The sequence below is a fragment of the Tsukamurella sp. M9C genome, assembly GCF_020169415.1.
Lineage (GTDB): Bacteria > Actinomycetota > Actinomycetes > Mycobacteriales > Mycobacteriaceae > Tsukamurella.
Map to the genome: position 1 here is coordinate 18,941 of NZ_JAIULG010000052.1, position 17,570 is coordinate 36,510.

General features: G+C 72.8%; 15 protein-coding genes. 10 read left to right on the forward strand and 5 right to left on the reverse strand.

From position 1 onward, the window contains the following. Positions 1-86 precede the first annotated feature (86 nt). Positions 87-1,931: a phosphoenolpyruvate carboxykinase (GTP) gene (locus tag LB823_RS19770; protein ID WP_224650494.1), complete on the forward strand. Its 1,845-nt coding sequence runs from the start codon at positions 87-89 to the stop codon at positions 1,929-1,931. A gap of 76 nt (positions 1,932-2,007) precedes the next feature. On the opposite strand, the gene LB823_RS19775 is transcribed toward LB823_RS19770, so the two are convergent. Continuing rightward, positions 2,008-3,540: a long-chain-fatty-acid--CoA ligase gene (locus tag LB823_RS19775; RefSeq protein ID WP_224650497.1), complete on the reverse strand. Its 1,533-nt coding sequence runs from the start codon at positions 3,538-3,540 to the stop codon at positions 2,008-2,010. A 119-nt stretch (positions 3,541-3,659) separates the two neighbouring features. On the opposite strand from LB823_RS19775, the gene LB823_RS19780 reads away from it, so the two are divergent. From LB823_RS19780 to LB823_RS19800, 5 genes are read left to right on the forward strand one after another with little or no spacing between them, the layout of a single operon-like run. After that, entirely contained in the window at positions 3,660-4,841 is a 1,182-nt protein-coding gene (locus LB823_RS19780; protein WP_224650500.1) for a lipid-transfer protein, read from the forward strand. Beyond that, complete coding sequence (locus LB823_RS19785) at positions 4,838-5,296, forward strand: MaoC family dehydratase N-terminal domain-containing protein (RefSeq protein ID WP_224650502.1); 459 nt, start codon at positions 4,838-4,840, stop codon at positions 5,294-5,296. The genes LB823_RS19780 and LB823_RS19785 overlap by 4 nt, the downstream gene beginning before the upstream one ends. After that, the gene (locus tag LB823_RS19790; protein WP_224650514.1) at positions 5,293-5,691 is read left to right on the forward strand and encodes a MaoC/PaaZ C-terminal domain-containing protein; all 399 of its coding nucleotides are present in this window, start codon (positions 5,293-5,295) and stop codon (positions 5,689-5,691) included. The genes LB823_RS19785 and LB823_RS19790 overlap by 4 nt, the downstream gene beginning before the upstream one ends. A gap of 24 nt (positions 5,692-5,715) precedes the next feature. After that, on the forward strand, positions 5,716-6,546 hold the full coding sequence (locus LB823_RS19795; RefSeq protein WP_224650516.1) for an SDR family NAD(P)-dependent oxidoreductase: 831 nt from the start codon (positions 5,716-5,718) through the stop codon (positions 6,544-6,546). Positions 6,547-6,566: 20 nt separating this feature from the next. Beyond that, positions 6,567-7,727 carry a TetR/AcrR family transcriptional regulator gene (locus LB823_RS19800; RefSeq protein ID WP_224650518.1) on the forward strand — a complete coding sequence of 387 codons (1,161 nt, stop codon included), beginning with the start codon at positions 6,567-6,569 and terminating at the stop codon, positions 7,725-7,727. Positions 7,728-7,742: 15 nt separating this feature from the next. On the opposite strand, the gene LB823_RS19805 is transcribed toward LB823_RS19800, so the two are convergent. Both LB823_RS19805 and LB823_RS19810 read right to left on the reverse strand, forming a co-directional pair. Then, positions 7,743-8,741 (reverse strand): phosphatidylglycerol lysyltransferase domain-containing protein, encoded by a 999-nt coding sequence (locus LB823_RS19805; RefSeq protein WP_224650520.1) that lies wholly within the window; start codon positions 8,739-8,741, stop codon positions 7,743-7,745. A gap of 43 nt (positions 8,742-8,784) precedes the next feature. After that, positions 8,785-9,810, reverse strand: coding sequence for a LacI family DNA-binding transcriptional regulator (locus LB823_RS19810; protein WP_224650522.1), 1,026 nt, complete (start codon positions 9,808-9,810; stop codon positions 8,785-8,787). 65 nt (positions 9,811-9,875) lie between these two features. Between LB823_RS19810 and LB823_RS19815 the strand changes: the two genes are divergently transcribed. From LB823_RS19815 to LB823_RS23920, 3 genes are all read left to right on the forward strand, one after another. Beyond that, on the forward strand, positions 9,876-10,994 hold the full coding sequence (locus LB823_RS19815) for a C45 family peptidase (RefSeq protein WP_224650524.1): 1,119 nt from the start codon (positions 9,876-9,878) through the stop codon (positions 10,992-10,994). A gap of 13 nt (positions 10,995-11,007) precedes the next feature. After that, complete coding sequence (locus LB823_RS19820; RefSeq protein ID WP_224650527.1) at positions 11,008-12,363, forward strand: MFS transporter; 1,356 nt, start codon at positions 11,008-11,010, stop codon at positions 12,361-12,363. A 559-nt stretch (positions 12,364-12,922) separates the two neighbouring features. Beyond that, complete coding sequence (locus LB823_RS23920) at positions 12,923-13,810, forward strand: hypothetical protein (protein ID WP_304941295.1); 888 nt, start codon at positions 12,923-12,925, stop codon at positions 13,808-13,810. Between the two features lie 53 nt (positions 13,811-13,863). Here the strand turns inward: LB823_RS23920 and LB823_RS19830 are convergent, their stop codons facing one another. After that, positions 13,864-15,015 carry an FAD-dependent monooxygenase gene (locus LB823_RS19830; protein ID WP_224650529.1) on the reverse strand — a complete coding sequence of 384 codons (1,152 nt, stop codon included), beginning with the start codon at positions 15,013-15,015 and terminating at the stop codon, positions 13,864-13,866. 165 nt (positions 15,016-15,180) lie between these two features. On the opposite strand from LB823_RS19830, the gene LB823_RS19835 reads away from it, so the two are divergent. Next, a complete protein-coding gene (locus LB823_RS19835; RefSeq protein WP_224650532.1) occupies positions 15,181-15,711 on the forward strand; it encodes a MaoC family dehydratase N-terminal domain-containing protein in 531 nt (176 codons plus the stop codon). Between the two features lie 10 nt (positions 15,712-15,721). On the opposite strand, the gene eccA is transcribed toward LB823_RS19835, so the two are convergent. Then, a complete protein-coding gene (gene eccA / locus LB823_RS19840; RefSeq protein ID WP_224650534.1) occupies positions 15,722-17,392 on the reverse strand; it encodes a type VII secretion AAA-ATPase EccA in 1,671 nt (556 codons plus the stop codon). Between the last annotated feature and the right edge of the window lie 178 nt (positions 17,393-17,570).

Genomic DNA, 17,570 nt, shown 5'->3' on the forward strand with positions numbered 1-17,570 from the left:
TGTTGCACGTCACCCTCGGTTCTGTGACCTTGCCCGATGTGTGACACTGGTTCAAAGGTTCGGTACGACTTTCGGAGATGACACACATGACGTCAGCCACCATTCCCGGCCTCGAGGGGGATTCGGTCCCCACGAAGCACGCGCAGCTCATCGCATGGGTGCGCGAGGTCGCCGAGCTCACGCAGCCCGATCGCGTGGTGTGGGCGGACGGGTCCGACGAGGAGTGGGATCGCCTGACCTCGGAGATGGTCGCAGCGGGCACGTTCACCAAGCTCAACGACGCGAAGAAGCCCAACTCCTTCCTGGCTCTCTCGGACCCGGCGGACGTGGCGCGCGTGGAGTCGCGCACCTACATCTGTTCGGAGACCAAGGAGGGCGCCGGCCCGACGAACAACTGGGTCCGTCCCGCCGAGATGCGCGCGACGATGACCGACCTCTACCGCGGCTCGATGCAGGGCCGCACCATGTACGTGGTGCCCTTCTGCATGGGCCCGCTGGGCGCCGACGACCCGAAGCTGGGCGTCGAGCTCTCCGACAGCCCGTACGTCGTGGTCTCGATGAAGATCATGACCCGCATGGGTTCGGCCGTGCTGGAGAAGCTGGGCGACGAGGGCTTCTTCGTCAAGGCCATCCACTCCGTGGGCAAGCCGCTCGCGCCGGGCGAGGCCGACGTGGCGTGGCCGTGCAGCGAGACCAAGTACATCACCCATTTCCCGGAGACCCGCGAGATCTGGTCGTACGGCTCGGGCTACGGCGGCAACGCCCTGCTGGGCAAGAAGTGCTACGCGCTGCGCATCGCCTCGGCCATGGCGCACGACGAGGGCTGGCTCGCCGAGCACATGCTGATCCTCAAGCTGATCTCGCCGGAGCAGAAGGTCTACTACATCGCCGCGGCGTTCCCGTCGGCCTGCGGTAAGACCAACCTCGCGATGATCCAGCCGACCCTGCCGGGCTGGCGCGCCGAGACCGTCGGCGACGACATCGCCTGGATGCGCTTCGGCAAGGACGGCCGCCTGTACGCGGTGAACCCCGAGTTCGGCTTCTTCGGCGTCGCCCCCGGCACGTCTATGGACTCGAACCCGAACGCGATGAAGACCATCGACGCCGGCAACACCATCTTCACCAACGTCGCCAAGACCGACGACGGCGACGTCTGGTGGGAGGGCATGTCGGCCGCGCCGCAGCACCTCACCGACTGGCGCGGCGACGACTGGGAGAGCTCCTCGGCCGAGAACGAGGACGGCGTCGTCACCGTGGCCGCGCACCCGAACTCGCGCTACACCACCCCGATGTCGCAGTGCCCGTCGATCGCCCCCGAGTGGGACGACCCGCAGGGCGTGCCGATCTCGGCCATCCTGTTCGGCGGCCGCCGCAAGACGACGGTGCCGCTGGTCACGCAGGCGCGCGACTGGAAGCACGGCGTCTTCATGGGCGCGACCGTCGGCTCGGAGCAGACCGCCGCCGCCGAGGGCAAGGTGGGCACGGTCCGCCGCGACCCGATGGCGATGCTGCCCTTCCTGGGCTACAACGTGGGCGACTACTTCGATCACTGGCTCAACATCGGCAAGCAGGCCGACGAGTCCAAGCTGCCGGCCGTGTTCTACGTGAACTGGTTCCGCCGCGGCGAGGACAAGCGCTTCCTGTGGCCCGGATTCGGCGAGAACAGCCGCGTGCTCAAGTGGATCGTCGACCGCATCGAGGGCAACGTCACGGGCCAGGAGACGCCGGTCGGCATCGTCGCCACCCCGGAGGAGCTGGACCTCACCGGCCTGGACACCCCGGTCGCGGACGTCGCCGAGGCGCTGGCCGTGAACGTCGACGAGTGGCGCGGCGAGCTGCCGTCCATCGACGAGTGGTTCGAGTTCGTGGGCGACAAGCTGCCCACCGGCCTCAAGGACGAGCTGGACGCGCTCAAGCAGCGCCTGGGCTGATCTCCTGACATGTCCTGCGCCCCCGCCGTTTACGGCGGGGGCGCAGTGCTGTCCGGGGACGGCCGCCGGCCGTGCGTCAGGCGCGTGACCAGTCCTGCTGCCGCAGGTCGCGCTTGAGGATCTTCCCCGCGCCGGAGACGGGGAGCGCCTCCACGAAGGCGACGGACCGCGGCAGCTTGTAGTTCGCGATGTGCTCGCGGGCGAAACCGCGGAGCTCGTCGCCGGTGACGGACGTGCCGGCGGCGAGCACGACGACGGCGTGCACCCGCTCGCCCCACTCCTCGTCGGGCACGCCGATCACGGCGACCTGCGCGACGGCGGGGTGCTTGGCGAGCGCGTTCTCCACCTCCACCGAGTAGACGTTCTCGCCGCCGGTGATCACCATGTCCTTGATCCGGTCGGCCACGAAGACGTACCCGTCCTCGTTCATGTAGCCCGCGTCGCCGGTGTGCATCCATCCGCCGCGCAGCGCCTCCGCGGTCTCGGCCTCCTTGTTCCAGTAGCCCGTCATCAGGTGGTCGCCGCGGGCGACGATCTCGCCGATCTCGCCGCGGGGCAGCTCGACGTCGTCGGGACCCACGATCCGCACCTCGGAGTGCACGGCGGGGCGCCCGCAGCTGCGCCGTAGCGCGGGGTCGTCGTGGTCCTCGGCGGTGAGGAGGGTGGCGACGGGCGCCAGTTCGGTCATGCCGTAGGCCTGCGTGAGCCGGGCAGCCGGGACCAGGGCGTGCGTCCGCTCGAGCACCGCCTCGGAGATCGGGGAGGCGCCGTACATGATCCGGGTCAGGCTCGACAGGTCCGCCGCGCGGCCCTCGGGGGAGTCGATGAGCAACTGGATCATGGTGGGCACCAGCAGGGCGTCCGTGACGCGGTGCTCCTCGATCGCGGCGGCGACGCCCGCCGGCGTGAACGACGGGACCATGACGTGCGTGGCCCGGGTCAGGCACCCGATCGTCCACGCGGCGAGGTCGGCGAGGTGGAACATGGGGGCGGCGTGCAGGAGCACGCCGCCGCGGTTGAGCATGCCGGTGGTGACCAGCGAGCCCATCGCCGACGTGAGGCACGCGCGGTGGGAGAGCATGACGCCCTTCGGGGTGCCGGTGGTGCCGCCGGTGTAGAAGATCCCGTACAGGTCGTCGCCGCCGCGCCGGGCGTCCTCGATCGGCGCGGAGGAGGCGATCAGCTCCTCGTAGCCGAGCATGCCGGCGGGGACGGCGCCCTCGCCGGCGTGGATCACGGAGGTCACGTTCGGCGCGAGCGCGCGGAGCTCCGGGACCAGCGGCGCGAAGGCGTCGTCGACGACCAGGACGTTCGTCTCGCAGTCGGCGAGGGAGTAGGCGATCTCGGCGGCGCTCCAGCGCACGTTGACGGGGTTGACGACGCACCCCGCCCAGGGCGTCGCGAGCAGGAACTCGTGGTAGCGGTCGCTGTTGAGCGACAGGATGCCGATCCGGTCACCCTCGCGCGCGCCGAGGTCGCGGAACGCGCCGGCGAGCCGGGCCACGCGGTCGGCGACCTCGGCGGCCGTGCGACGGCGGTCGCGGTACACCGTCACGACGTGGTGCGGCACGGCCTGGGCGGTCTGGGACAGCGATTGGGTGATCTGCACTTCAATCCTCCGGAGAGTGAACGACTACCAGTGTGATGTCGGCTACAACGAGATCGACTATTGCATGTCAGGGCCGGACTGTGCAATAAATGTGAATATCCAATCGTACGGAGGTAGAAATGAGTCGGACATACGTCGCCGGCGTCGGGATGATCCCCTTCGCCACCCCGCGCACGGCCGAGCCCTACGACGTGATGGCGCCCGCCGCGGTCCGGGCCGCCCTCGCCGACGCGGGCGTCGAGCTCGCGGACGTGCAGCAGGCGTACGCCGGGTACGTCTACGGCGATTCGACCAGCGGCCAGCGCGCGCTGTACCGGGTCGGAACGACGGGGATCCCCGTCGTCAACGTGAACAACAACTGCTCGACCGGCTCGTCCGCGCTCTTCCTCGCCCGCCAGGCCGTCGCGTCCGGCGCCGCGGACTGCGTGCTCGCCTTCGGCTTCGAGCAGATGGAGCGCGGCGCGCTCGCCATCAAGTGGCCCGACCGGCCGAGCCCGTTCGTCGACTTCATGGCGATCGCGGAGGAGCGGAACGGTGCAAGTGAAGCGCCGTTCGCCGCCCAGCTCTTCGGCGGCGCGGGCGCCGAGTACGCCGAGCGCTACGGCGTCGCACCGGAGACCTTCGCCAAGGTGGCGGTCAAGGCCCGCAACCACGCCGCGAACAACCCGTTCGCAGTGTTCCGGGACCCGGTCACCGTCGAGCAGGTGCTGACCTCTCCCCAGATCTTCGGTCCGCTCACGCGCCTGCAGTGCTGCCCGCCCACCTGCGGGGCCGCCGCCGCGATCATCGTGAGCGAGGAGTTCGCCCGCGCCCGCGGCCTGCGCACGACGGTCGCGATCGCCGCGCAGGTGATGACCACGGACGGCGCCGCGACGTTCGACGGCTCGCTGATGAACCTCGTGGGCGCGGACATGAGCCGCCGCGCCGCTGATCAGGTGTACGAGGCCGCGGGCGTCGACCCGGGAGACGTGCGGGTCGTGGAACTGCACGACTGTTTCACGGCGAACGAAATCCTCTCCTACGAATCCCTGCGGCTCACCCCGGACGGCACCGCGGAGAAGTTCATCGAGGACGGCGACAACACCTACGGCGGCGCGGTGGTCACCAACCCGTCGGGTGGCCTCCTGTCCAAGGGGCATCCCCTCGGCGCGACGGGCCTCGCCCAGTGCGCGGAGCTGTCCTGGCAGCTGCGCGGCGAGGCCGGCGCCCGCCAGGTCGACGGTGCCTCCCTCGCCCTGCAGCACAACATCGGGCTCGGCGGCGCGGCCGTGGTGACGCTCTACGAGCGGGGTGACCGGTGATCGACCGCGACGCCGCCCTGGCACTGGCGCTGCCCGAGTTCGCCGTCGACGTCGAGCGCGGCCGGCTGCGCTTCTTCGCGCAGGCGATCGGCGAGACCGACCCCGTGTTCACCGATCTCGACGCGGCGCGGGCCGCGGGCCATCGCGACCTGCCCGCGCCGCCGACCTTCGTCTTCGGCCTGGCGCTGGAGGCTCCGGATCCCTTCGGCTACCTCGGCGCCCTCGGGATCGACCTGCGGCACATCCTGCACGGCGAGCAGCGCTTCGACTACCACTCCGTCGTCTGCGCGGGGGACCGGATCACCGTGCGGGAGAACATCGTCGACGTCTACGCCAAGAGCGGCGGCGCCCTCGAGTTCCTGGTCAAGCAGTCCGAGTTCCTCCGCGACGGCGAGCCCGTCGCCACCGCCACCTCGACGATCGTCGTCCGTCGCCCGCAGGAGGCCGCCGCATGAGCACGACCATCGAGGTGGGTACGGAGCTGCCCCCGCTCGCCGTCGGCGAGATCACCCGCACCACCCTCGCCCTGTTCGCGGGCGCGAGCGGCGACCACAACCCCATGCACATCGACCTCGACGTCGCCCGCTCCGCCGGACTCGACGACGTCTTCGCCCATGGCATGCTCGGCATGGCCCACCTCGGTCGGCTGCTGACGGGTCACGTCGGCGTGCAGCGCATCCGCAGCTTCGCAGTGCGGTTCGTCGCCATCACCCCCGTGCACGCCCATCCCGTCTGCCGGGGCACGGTCGTCGCGGTCGACGATGCCGCCGGCACCGCCGTCCTCGACCTCACGGTCACCCTTGCCGACGGCACCACGACCCTCACGGGCAGCGCCGTCGTCGAGCTCTGACCCCACACCCCAAGGAGTACAACCATGTCCGCACTGAACGGCAAGATCGCGGTCGTCACCGGTTCCGGCCGCGGCATCGGCCGCGAGATCGCCCTCAAGCTCGCCGCCGACGGCGCCGCCGTCGTGGTCAACGACCTCGACGAGGCGCCGGCCGCGCAGACCGTCGCCGATATCGAGGCCGCGGGCGGCCGGGCCGTGGCCTGCGCCGGCAGTGTCACCGAGGAGGGCTTCGCCGACCGCTTCGTCGGCACGGCCGTCGACGAGCTCGGCGGGCTCGACATCATCGTCAACAACGCCGGGTACACGTGGGACTCGGTCGTGCAGAAGATGACCGACGAGCAGTGGGACGCGATCCTCGACGTGCACCTCAAGGCCCCGTTCCGGATCCTGCGCGCCGCCCAGCCGGTGATCTCGGGCCTCGTCAAGGCCGCCCGCGCGGAGGGCCGTGAGGTGCCCTGCCGCAAGGTGGTCAACATCTCCTCGATCGCCGGGCTCGGCGGCAACGCGGGGCAGGCCAACTACGCCGCGGCGAAGGCGGGCGTGACGGGTCTGACCAAGACGATCGCCAAGGAGTGGGGCCGGTACAACGTCACCGTCAACACCGTCGCCTTCGGCCTCATCACCACGCGCCTGACCGAGGCCCCGGCCGGCGGCGACGGCAGCATCGACGTCGCGGGACGCGAGATCAAGGTGGGCGTCAATCCCCAGCTGCTCGACGCGATGGCGGCCCAGATCCCGCTCGGCCGCGCGGGCACTCCCCAGGAGGCCGCCGGCGCCGTGTACCTGCTGTGCCGGCCGGAGTCCGACTACGTCAGCGCGCAGACTCTGGTGTGCGGGGGCGGGTACATGATCTAGGCGCCCTAGTCTTGGACGCCATGGAGACGACATCGGTGGTGCGCTCGCGGCCGGCCAACAGGCGCGAGCTGATCATCGATGCCGCCGCCGCGGCGTTCGCGGCCCGCGGCTACGAGAACGTCGCGATGAGCACCGTCGCCGAGGCCGTGGGCGTGCGCCCGTCCGCCCTGTACCGGCACTTCGCCAACAAGGAGGCGATGCTCGCGGCGGCCTTCGAGGGCTACGTCCAGGGCCTGCGGGAGGCGCTCGCTGCGGGGTCGGAGGCGGACCGGTTCGGACCCCTGATCGACCGGACGCTCGCGCACCGGGCTGCGGGCCGGCTGTGGATCCGGGAGGCCCGCTACCTCCCGGCGGACGCCGTCGCTGCGGTCCGCGAGTCCCTCCTGGCGGACCTCGACGCGGCGGTCGCGGCGCAGGGCGACGGTGCCGGGGCGAGGGCTCGATCGATCGCGGTGCTCGGCGTCCTGCTCAGCACGGCGATGCACGCCACGGAGTCGACCGAGCCGCCGATGCGCTCGCTCCTGTCCGCCTTGGTGTCCCGCGCCGCGACGGGCCCGCTCGCTGCCGACTCGCCGTCCGTCGCCGCGCCGCGAGGCCTCGCCCGGATCGCCAAGCGTGAGCAGATCCTCGCTGCCGCGGTCGAGCTGTTCGCGGCCCGGACTTACGACGGGGTCGCGCTGGAGGACATCGCCGCCGCGGTCGACCTCGCGCCGTCGAGCCTCTACAACCACTTCGCCAGTAAGGAGGAGATCCTCTCCTCGGCCCTGCATCGCGCCAACGGTTTCGTCCAGGTGGATCTCGACGAGGTACTCGCCGCCACCGACGACCCCGGTGTTGCGCTCCACGCGATCGTGGGGCGGTACGCGGGCTTCGCGGTGCGCCACCCCGGGATGACGCAGGCGATCGTCTCCGAGATCGGCGAGCTCGCCGAGCGGGAGAGCGCAGTCCTCATCGAGCCTCAGCGGGCCTACGTCGGCGAATGGGTCCACCTGTACGGCAGCGTCGATGACGCCGATCCCGCCGCGCGGCGCGTCGCGGTGATGGCGGCGATCACCGCGGTCAACCAGCTCGCGTGCACGCCGGGCGCCCCGCGCGGAGCCGAACGCGCCGCGCTGGTGACGACCTACGGTCGCAGAATCCTCGGTGTCGACGGCGCGCAGGACCGCCTTCCACGGGCCTGACGGCGCGGCGCCGGTTCAGAGTCGGCCGCCCCGGCCGTAGCGGCCGAACTCGAGCAGGATCAGCGCGGCCGCGACCCGGGCGACCTGGCGCGGCCGCAGCAGGACCGCGCGCTCCTGACCGAACGAACGGTACTTGCGCAGGTACCGGTACAGCCGCTCGACGTGCAGGAGCGGGTCGAAGGCGTGCACGGCCCGCCGGGCCGCGGCCCGGGCCCACGGGTGCCGCAGGGCCGTCGCGTCGTCGGCGAACAGGTCGGGGAAGGGCGCGAAGGCGAGCGAAACGCGCTTGTAGCCGTGGTCCCGCGCCCACGCCACGGTCTCCAGCGTCAGCCGCTCGTCCACCCCGTTGGGCGCGCGCCGCGCGCGCAGCGGCAGGTCCAGCGAGAGGTCCTCGGGCCCGGCGGGCAGGTACCGGTGCGCGGCGCAGACGGTGCCGTTCGCCGTCCGGGCGAGGGCGAACACCCCGTCGGGCGTGGTGCCGTCGAGCATGCGCCCCAGGATCATCGAGAAGCCGCGGGTGGGATCGTGCCCCGCGAGGGTCTCCATCCGGCGGACGGCCTGCCGGTCCAGGTCGGCGACGTCGCCCTCCCGCACGATCTCGACGGTGACGCCCGCGTTGCGGGTGCGGGAGACCGCCTGCCGCAGGTTGCGGAACCGTCGGCCCACGAGGTCGAAGGATCCGGTGTCGATCACGACGTCGCGGCCGATCGGCACGGCCCGCAGGCCGTGCGCCTCCCAGAGCGGGCGGTACGCCTCGCCCGCGCCGAGGACCGCGATCGGCCGGCGCCCGGCGCGCCGCACGAACTCCGCGATCGCCGCGGCGCGGGCCTCGGCGGTGAGGCCGACGGGGTCGCCGCTCGCGACCACCACGCCGAGCCGCATCGCGTAGCCCACCACCGCGTCCCCGCCGGGAGCGATGACGTGCTGCTTCTCGGGCCGGAGCGCGAACGGCGCGAGCGGATCGCCGACCGCCTGGCCGACCAGCTCCGAAACGCTTCGATGAGCGAAGGACATGAACGAATTATGCGCCTGCCCCTGCGATCCCGCGCGCCGGGGGTCAGTCGTCCGGTGGCCGCGGCGGCACCGTCGACGCCCGGACGACGACCTCGGTGTGGATCTGCGCCGGCTCCCCGGGCGGGGCTCCCGCCAGGATCGCGAGCAGCATCGCGACGGTCGCGCGCACCTCGTCCTTCACCGCCCCGGTCATGCAGGTGATCGACGGGGTCGCGGTGCGGGAGTGCTCGGAATCGGACATGGTGGCGACGAGCAGCGCGTCGGGAACACGGATCCCGCGCTCGGCGAGCGCGGCGACGGTGCCCGCGGCGTGCCGGCCCGTCATGCAGACGATCGCGTCCGGCAGGGGGCCGTGCGCGCCGTCGGCCAGGGCGCCGGCGAAGGTGCGGCCCCCGTCGACCCCGGCCCGTTCCGGCACGGTGACGACCACCGGATCGGCGCGGCCGGTCTCGGCGCACCAGCGTCGGAAGGCGTTCTCGCTGTCGATGTTCCATGCGTTCGGGTCGGTGCCGCGGACGAGCAGGATGCGCCGGGCGTCGGCGTCCGCGAGGTGGTCGAGCATCCGCGTCATCCCGGCGTCGTCGTCCGTGGAGACCCAGTCGACCCGGTCGGGGCGGCCCGGGTCGCGCCCGATGGTGACGTAGGACAGGCCGCGCTCGTCGAGTCGCCGGAGCACCGGGTCGTCGTGGTGCGGGTTCACCACGATGTAGCCGTCCATCGAATAGGCGAGCGGCGGGGCGGCATGCGTGACGAGGTCGCGCAGCAGCATGACGCCCCTGCCGCGCTCGAGCAGCTCGACGCTGAGCATCCCGGCGATGCGGGAGAAGACGTCCACGCCCTCGGGGTTGTAGTCCTCGAGCGCGTCCAGCGAGCGGAAGACCAGGCCGACCGCGCCGAGCCGGGCGCCCTGCAGGCCGCGGGCGATGGCGTCGGCCTGGTAGCCCATCTCCTCCGCGACCTCGACGATCCGCGCCCGCGTCGCCGCCGACAGCGTGCCGGTGCCGTTGAGCGCCTGGGAGACCGCGGCGGTCGAGACGCCGGCGCGGGCCGCCACGTCCCTGATGGTCAAGCCCCGTCGCCGCATCCTCGGAATCCTACGGGCGGAACCCGTTGTATTAAACGTTTAACTTTTCTATGGTCTGGATCACAGTCGCGGCGCCGGGCGTCGCGCACGATCGAGAAGAGGACCGGGTGCAGCTCTACACCGACATCACGACGACCCCGACCGGCGCTGCGGCCGGCCGTGCCAGGGGCGCCCGCTTCGCGCCGCGGATCCGGCGCATCAGCGCGCTCTACGCGGCCCACTTCGCGGAACTCGGGATCGCCCCGGGCGTGGTCGCCGAGGTCGCGGCCGCGAGCCACGACGAACTGGCCGCCTGGGCTCCGCACCTCGCCGCCGAGGTCGACGGACTCGCCGCCGGCGCGGGGACGTCCCTCGCCGCGGTCGCCCTCCTCGACGCCCGCACCGAGATCCTCGCGCGCACCGCGCCGTCGCGCGAGGGGGAGTGCTCGACGATGGTGCGGGCCGTCCCCGGCGCGGCGCCCGAGACCCTCCAGACCTGGGACTGGCACGACCACCTCGCGCCGGACGGGCTCCTGCTGGCGGGGGTCGGGAACACAGGCCTGCGGTTCAAACTGTTCACCGAGTTCGGCGTGTCCGGCAAGATCGGCCTCAACGACGCCGGTGTCGGCGTCCACTTCAACATCCTCAACCACCGCTCGGACGGGGGCGCCCCGGGCGTGCCGGTGCACGCGGTCGCACGCCGCGTCATCGAGGAGGCGACGGGCGTCGACCACGCCGTCGACCTCGTCCGGAGCGCGCGGGTCAGCGCGTCGACGGTGTTGACCGTCGCCGACCGGCACGGCCGGGCCGCGAGCATCGAGATGTGCCGCGCGGGAACGGCGGTCGTCCGCCCGGGTGAGGACGGCTGGCTGTTCCACACCAACCACTTCCTCGACCCGGAACTGGCGGCGGGGGACACGATCCCGCGCGTGGAATCGTCCACCGACCTGCGGATGGACGACATGGCCGCCCGGCGGGCGGACCTGTGCGCCGGCACCGGCCAGGCGCGCGCGAAGGCCCTCGCGGCCGACGGTACGGCGCCCCAGATCATGCGCCCCGACGTCTCGCTCCCGCTCATCGAGCAGTGGAGCACCCTCCTCACCGTCGCCCTGGACCTGGACGCCTTCGCGCTGTCCTACCGGGCCGGAACCCCCTTCGAGGCCGCAGAACTCGGCCTCCTCACCTTCTGATCGGACTTCGACCATGGCAACCCACCAGCACTCCGCGCGCCCGTCCGCGCGGAAGATCTTCACCGTCTCCGGCTTCGGCACCGCGATGGAGTACTACGACTTCTCGATCTACGGGCTCGCCGCGGCGCTCGTCTTCCCGAAGATCTTCTTCCCCGACCTCAGCCCCATGGTGGGCACCCTGGTCTCCTTCCTCACGTTCGGGGCGGGCTTCCTCGCCCGGCCCCTCGGCGGCCTCGTGATCGGCCACTTCGGCGACAAGGTGGGCCGGCGCCCGATGCTCATCCTGACCCTGCTGGTCATGGGCCTGTCGACCTTCGTCCTCGGCTGCCTGCCGACGGCGGACAGCGTCGGGATGCTCGCCCCGGTGCTGCTCGTGCTGGTGCGCATCGTGCAGGGCTTCGCGGCGGGCGGCGAGTGGGGCGGTGCGGCCCTGATCGGGATCGAGAGCGCGCCCGACGACCGGCGCGGTCTCTGGGGCAGCTTCACCAGCGTGGGGATCGGGATCGGGACGGTGCTCGGCATCGCGGTGTTCACCTTGGTCAGTGCGCTCTCGGGCGATGCGATCTCCGGGGCCGGGCTGGCCGGTGGTGCCTGGCGGATCCCGTTCCTGCTCGGCGGCGTGCTCGTGGTCTTCGGTCTCGTGATGCGGTTGCGCGCCCCGCAGGAGTCGGCGCCCCATCCCGGCGAAGACCGGAAGGCGCAGCCGCTGCCCATCTTCACCGTGCTGCGCCGGTTCCCCGCGGTGGTGCTGTGCGCGGTGGGCATCTCCTTCGGGTACATCACGCTGGCCTACGTCACCTCGGTGTTCATGCTCACCTACATGACCGAGATCGGCTACGGCGACACCGACAACCTCCTCATCAGCCTGGCCGGCGCGATCGCCCTGATCCCCGGGGCGGCGTTCTTCGCGCTGCTGTCGGACCGGATCGGACGCAAGAAGGTGATGATCGGGGGCGCGGGCCTCATCCTGGCCGTCTACGTCGCGTACTTCGCGATCGTTCCGCTGCACCACCTGGCCGCGACCTACGCGATCAGCGTCGTGTCCGGGTTCGTGGTCGGCGCGGCCCAGGGGCCGATCCCGGCGTTCCTCGGCGAGCAGTTCCCGCGGGAGGTCCGCTACACCGCCATCTCGGCGACGTACCAGGTCGGATCCGCGATCGGCGGGGCGACCGCCGCCGGTACCGCCACGTGGCTGCTGATCGCCTTCGACGGTCACTGGATCGGCGTCGTCGGATACCTCGCCGTCACTCTCGGTGTGCTGGCCCTCTGCTCATCCCGTCTGCGCGAGACCGCGTTCGAGCCGTTGCCGGAGAACCGGGACGCCGAGGGCTCGCGGTCGGCCGACGCGGACGCGACCGCGCGACCGTGAGCCGGCGTCCGGCCGGCGGGTCCGGGGCGTCGCCGATTCGATGGGGCCGCAACGAGGTTCGGGCGCCGGCCCTGCCGGGACCGCAACGTCGAGACAGCGAGTGGCCCGGTGTCGCACGCGCGGCGACGCCGCGGCGATGCCAAAACGTACGGTGTACTGATTGTGGCGGGAATGGCCCAGGCAACGGCCGGCCGGCGGCGCCCGGGCTCGTGATAGGCGCGGTTGCCGGGTGTGATCGGAAAAATTACTACCGCGAAACACCCTGTTCTTCACGCTGGGGAAGAGAGTTGCCGAAGTCGCTTTCCGCGCATTGTGGTCGCGTTCACATCGTGTTGTTTTCGTTACCCGTGTTTCCTGGAATCCGCTCGCCCGGTCGTGTTTGCTCAGAGGTGGGTCGAATCGGTAGCCATAGCAACCACCTCTGAAATCTTTTTCACTCCAATGCTTCTCATCCGTGTGCCGCGGCCGTGCCGCAGGCGCACGGTGATCGGTGCTGCGCTGTGGACGCCCGTTCGCCCGCTCGAAGGAATGGTCGTGCGCGATGGGAGAAGGAGAATTCATGTCCAGGTATCAGGGGCGGCACCGTAAGAACACCGGGACGGCCGCATCGGTGACGCGGATGACCGCATCGGCGGCCGCCGCCGTCGCGGTGGGTTCGATCTGGCTCGGCGCGGGCACCGCCCAGGCGGGTGGCGACCCCTCGAAGCCGCCCGCCCCCGTGCAACCGGCGGGTCCGGGCAAGCCCGGCGCCTCGGGCCGCACGAGCGGCGCGGGCGGCGGCGGTGCGCAGGCCGCCACGGCCCAGGGTGGCGCCGGGCAGCAGGGCGCCGCAGGGCAGCCCGTCGGCGCGGCCCAGCAGGGCGGCGGATCGGGTGCCGGCGGAACCGGCGCGAGCACGGGCCCCGGAGGCGGCGCGGGCCGCACCGCCCCCCAGGGCGCCACTGCCCCGCAGGGCGTGGCACCGCAGGGCACCGCGCCGCAGGGTGCGGCACCGCAGGGGCCCTCCGCCGCGGGTGGTGGTCGCGCGGTTCCCGCCGCCACCGGCGGAGCGGGCGCCCCGGACGCCTCCGGCGGCGCGGGCTCGGTCGCGACGGGAGTCGGCCCACTCGACGCGGATTCGACCGCCCAGGTCGCGGGCTCGGGCGCCGCCGGGAGTGCGTCGTCGGCCGGTTCGGAGCGCGACACCGCCGCGTCGCTCGCGGGGACCGGATCCACCGGCTCGAGCGCCGAGGGCACCACCGGCACCGCCGGCGGAGTGACGTCGACCGGGTCGGGCGGGTCCGCATCCACGGGGACGAGCGGCGCGGGTGGATCAAGTGTGGGCGGCGGGGCTTCGTCCGCGGACGCGGGTGTCTCGGCCTCCGTCCCGGGCGCGTCCACCTCGTCGGGCTCGGACTCCGGCGGCGGACTGCTCAGCGGCGTCCTCGACGCGATCCCCCTGCTCTAGCGGCGAGCGCCGCGCCTCGAACCGGGGCGCGGCGCGTCGTCGGGCGAGGGCCCTCAGTCGGGCGGCGACCAGCGCTGCGCGCTGCGGAAGACCCGGTCCATCATCCGGTTCGGGGCGGCCCGCATCGCCAGGTCGCGCCCGCGGGCGAGGAGCGGCGTGGGCGCCTGCAGCGCGGCGCCCAGCAGGTGCGCCTGCCGCGCGATGGACTGCGTGCGCGGCCGCCGGGCCTTGTCGTAGGCGGCGAGCTTGGTCGGGATGTCGCGGGGATCGTGATCCCGCGCGATCGGCCGGAGCAGCGAGACCAGCACGGCCGCGTCCTCCAGCGCCAGGTTCGCGCCCTGCCCCAGGGTGGGCGGCATGGCGTGCGCCGCGTCGCCGACCAGCGCCGCCGGGCCGCGCGCGTAGGTGCGCAGCGGGTGCGCGAGCCGTTCGATGGGCTGGTAGCCGATGCGCTCCGGGGCTGTCGCTGCGAGCAGATCGGGGATCGGGTCGTGCCAGTCCCGGTAGCGCTCGAGGAGTTCTCCGGGTTCGGGCAGGTCATCGTCGGCGGCGGGCCGCACCGCGAACCAGTAGACGCGGCCGTCGGCGAGCGGGACGTAACCGAACCGCTCGCCCCGGCCGAAGCTCTCCCCGCTGTCGGTCAGCGCGACGGGACCGTCGGTGATGCCCCGCCAGGCGCCGTATCCGCAGTACGCCGCGCCCGGGTCGCCGGCGTGGCTGCCGCGCACCCGGCTTCGGATGCCGTCGGCGCCGATCAGGACGTGCCAGTCCTCGAGCAGGCCGCTCGGACCCAGGTCCAGCGTCTCCCGGCTGAGGCCCTCCACCCGGATGCCCGGCCGGACGGTGTCCGGGGCCAGGTCCTGGAGCAGGGCGCGGTGCAGGTCGGTGCGGTCCACCACGCGCAGCTCGGCGACGGTGGCGGGCGAGAAGAGGCCCAGCCGGGTGCCGTCCGCGCGGCGGGTGCCGTACGGGACGGACGGCGGACCGTCGGCCACGACCGCCCGCACCCGCTCCTCCAGGCCGAGCGAGCGGAGAGCGGCGAAACCGTTGGAGAACAACGAGAGTCCGGAGCCGCGGGGCAGGAAGCGCGCGGCCTGTTCCAGGACGATCACCTCGGCGCCGGCGCGCTGCAGGCCGGAGGCCACCGCCAGCCCGCCGATGCCGGCGCCGACGACGGCGACGCGCAGTGAGTTCGTCCTCCACATGCCCTCGACGCTAGTGCCGAACGAGCGCCGTGTCACCGAGGCGGGCGCCACGTGACACGTCGTGTTGTCAGAGGGCTGTGTTGTGTTTGGGATCGCACCCGACCTGTGGTTATCCTTGTGCGTCCCTCCACCGCTGAACGAGGGCAGAGCCCTCGAGGAGTGACCGTGGCCGTCGCCGACGAATGGGAACTGTGGTTCCCCGATGCCTACGAGATCGGCGCGGAAACGGTGCGGTCCTTCGCCCGCGCCACCCGCAGCTGGGACGTCCCCTACGCGGTCAGCCGCCGCCTCCCCGACGACGTGGCGGTGCCGGCCACCATGCTCGGCGCCCCGATGCTGCAGGCCGCGTCCGGGGTGGTCGGGAAGGCCATCCCGGGCTGCAACCTTTCCGCGATCCTGCACGCCGGCCAGGCCTTCACCTACCTGCGCCCGCTGCACGTCGGCGACGTCCTCAGCCTGGGGGTGCGGTTGACGTCGCACGTCGTCAAGGCGGAGACCGACCTCATCGTCGTCGAGTGCATGGTCTACGCGGGCGACGAGCCCTCGCTCGGCGGAGAGATCTTCCTGGTGCACAGCCAGCGGGAGACCGGGATCGACTTGGAGGCCGCCGACCGGCTCGCCGACGAGGTGATGATGACCGGGACCGGGCCGTCTAACAGCGACGCCTACGCCGCTAACGTCGCCGAGTCCCGCTGAGCGAGTCGGGTCAGACCGCGGCGCCGAGCACCCCGTCGAGGGCCCGCGCCATGTCGGCCGCCTCGATCCGCATGAGCACGGCCTCGTCGACGCCGGCGAGGTCCACGCCGGAGTCGGCGAGCCGCAGCTCCCGCTCCTCCTCGGCCGCCTCGATGACGTTCCGTACGAAGCGGCCGTTCCCGAGGCGGTCCAGCCGGTCGGCGACGCCGGCGCAGCAGACCTCCAGCACTTCCGCGGCTTCGCCGGTGAGCAGCGCGTCGCGCGAGCGGGCCATCGCGGCGCCGATCTCGGCGAGCTCGCCGGGGCTGTAGCCGGGGAACCGGATGCGCCGCGCGAACCGCGAGGCCAGGCCCTCGTTCGAGCCCAGGAACCGGTCGATCTCGGCGTCGTAGCCCGCCACGATCACCACCAGCCGGTCGCGGTCGTTCTCCATCCGCGCCAGCAGCGTGTCGATCGCCTCCTGGCCGAAGGCATCGCCGCCGGTCAGGCCCTCCTGGACGAGCGTGTAGGCCTCGTCGATGAAGAGCACGCCGTCCAGCGCGGAGTCGATCACCGCGGAGGTCTTCTGGGCGGTGGCGCCGAGGTACTGGCCCACCAGGTCGCGCCGGGAGCACTCGACCACGGTGTCGGTCGCCAGCAGCCCGAGCCCGCGGTACATCCGCGCGACGATGCGCGCCACCGTCGTCTTGCCCGTGCCGGGCGGGCCGGTGAAGGCGAGGTGCAGCGAGCGGCTCCCGCTCGACAGGCCGCGGTCGGCGCGCACCTTCGCCAGCTGCATCGTGGTGCGCAGGCGGGTGACCTGCTCCTTCACCTCGCGCAGCCCCACCTGCCGCTCCAACTCGTCGGCGGCCGCGGCCAGCAGCTCGTCGCCGGCGCCGGGCGCTTCCGCGGCAGGGCCGGGGGCCTCCGGCGCGTCGAGCACCAGGCGGTGGCCCGGGTCGCGCAGCGCCGCCTCCGCCGGCGGGTACGACGGTGCCGCCCGCTCCAGCAGCTCTCGGGCCCGGTCCTCGTCGCCCTGCTCGCGCAGCACGAGGGCGTGGCAGTAGCGGGCCGCAGCGGCGGCGCCGGGCACCGGCCCCTCGGCCGCGACCGTCAGCAGCCGGGCGGCCTCGGCGAACCGGCCGAGTTGCGCGGCCGCGGAGCCGGCGACGGTGGCCGCCGCGGCCGAGAGCACGGTGTCGTCCCAGTCCGCGTGGCCGTCGAGCGCGGTCAGGGCGTCCGGCCACCGTCGGGACCGGGCGGCGACGACCGCGCTCTGGTACCGCGCGATGGGGCACGACGCGGCGGCGTCGAGGACGCGCTCGGCCTCCTCGGGCGCACCGTCGGCGAGCAGGCGCGCGGCGTAGGCGACGTGCGCGGTGGCGGCGTCGCGCAGCGGGTAGTCGACGTAGAGCCCGGTGGCGAACGTTCCGGTCAGCGCGCCCGGCGCGAGCCCGACGCGACGGGCGGCGGCGCCGAGCGACTCGGCGGTGCGGTGCAGTGCGGCGAGCACCTCGGCGGTGTTCTCCCCGGCGGCGGCGCGGCCCAGCCAGGCGTCGGCCATGCCCGGATCGGCGGTGGTGGCGGCCTCGAAGGCGCGGCGCGCGAGCGCGGCGTCGCGCGGGACCGCCTCGAACTCGCCGATCCCGATCCCCAGCGACGCGATGCCCGCCTGGAACGCGCGGAGCGCAGATGTACCCATGTGGTCCCCCCGAACCCCGATGTTGCGATCACAGTAGCGGGGCGCGTCGCGCGGCGGGCGCATTCGGCCAACCCGCGGGCGGCGAGGGCGGTGGTGGGGCGCGGAGGTCAGCGGGCGAGGAGGGCGATCTCGCGGATCTCGGCGAGGTCCGGGCCGTACTCCGGGGAGGACCAGAACC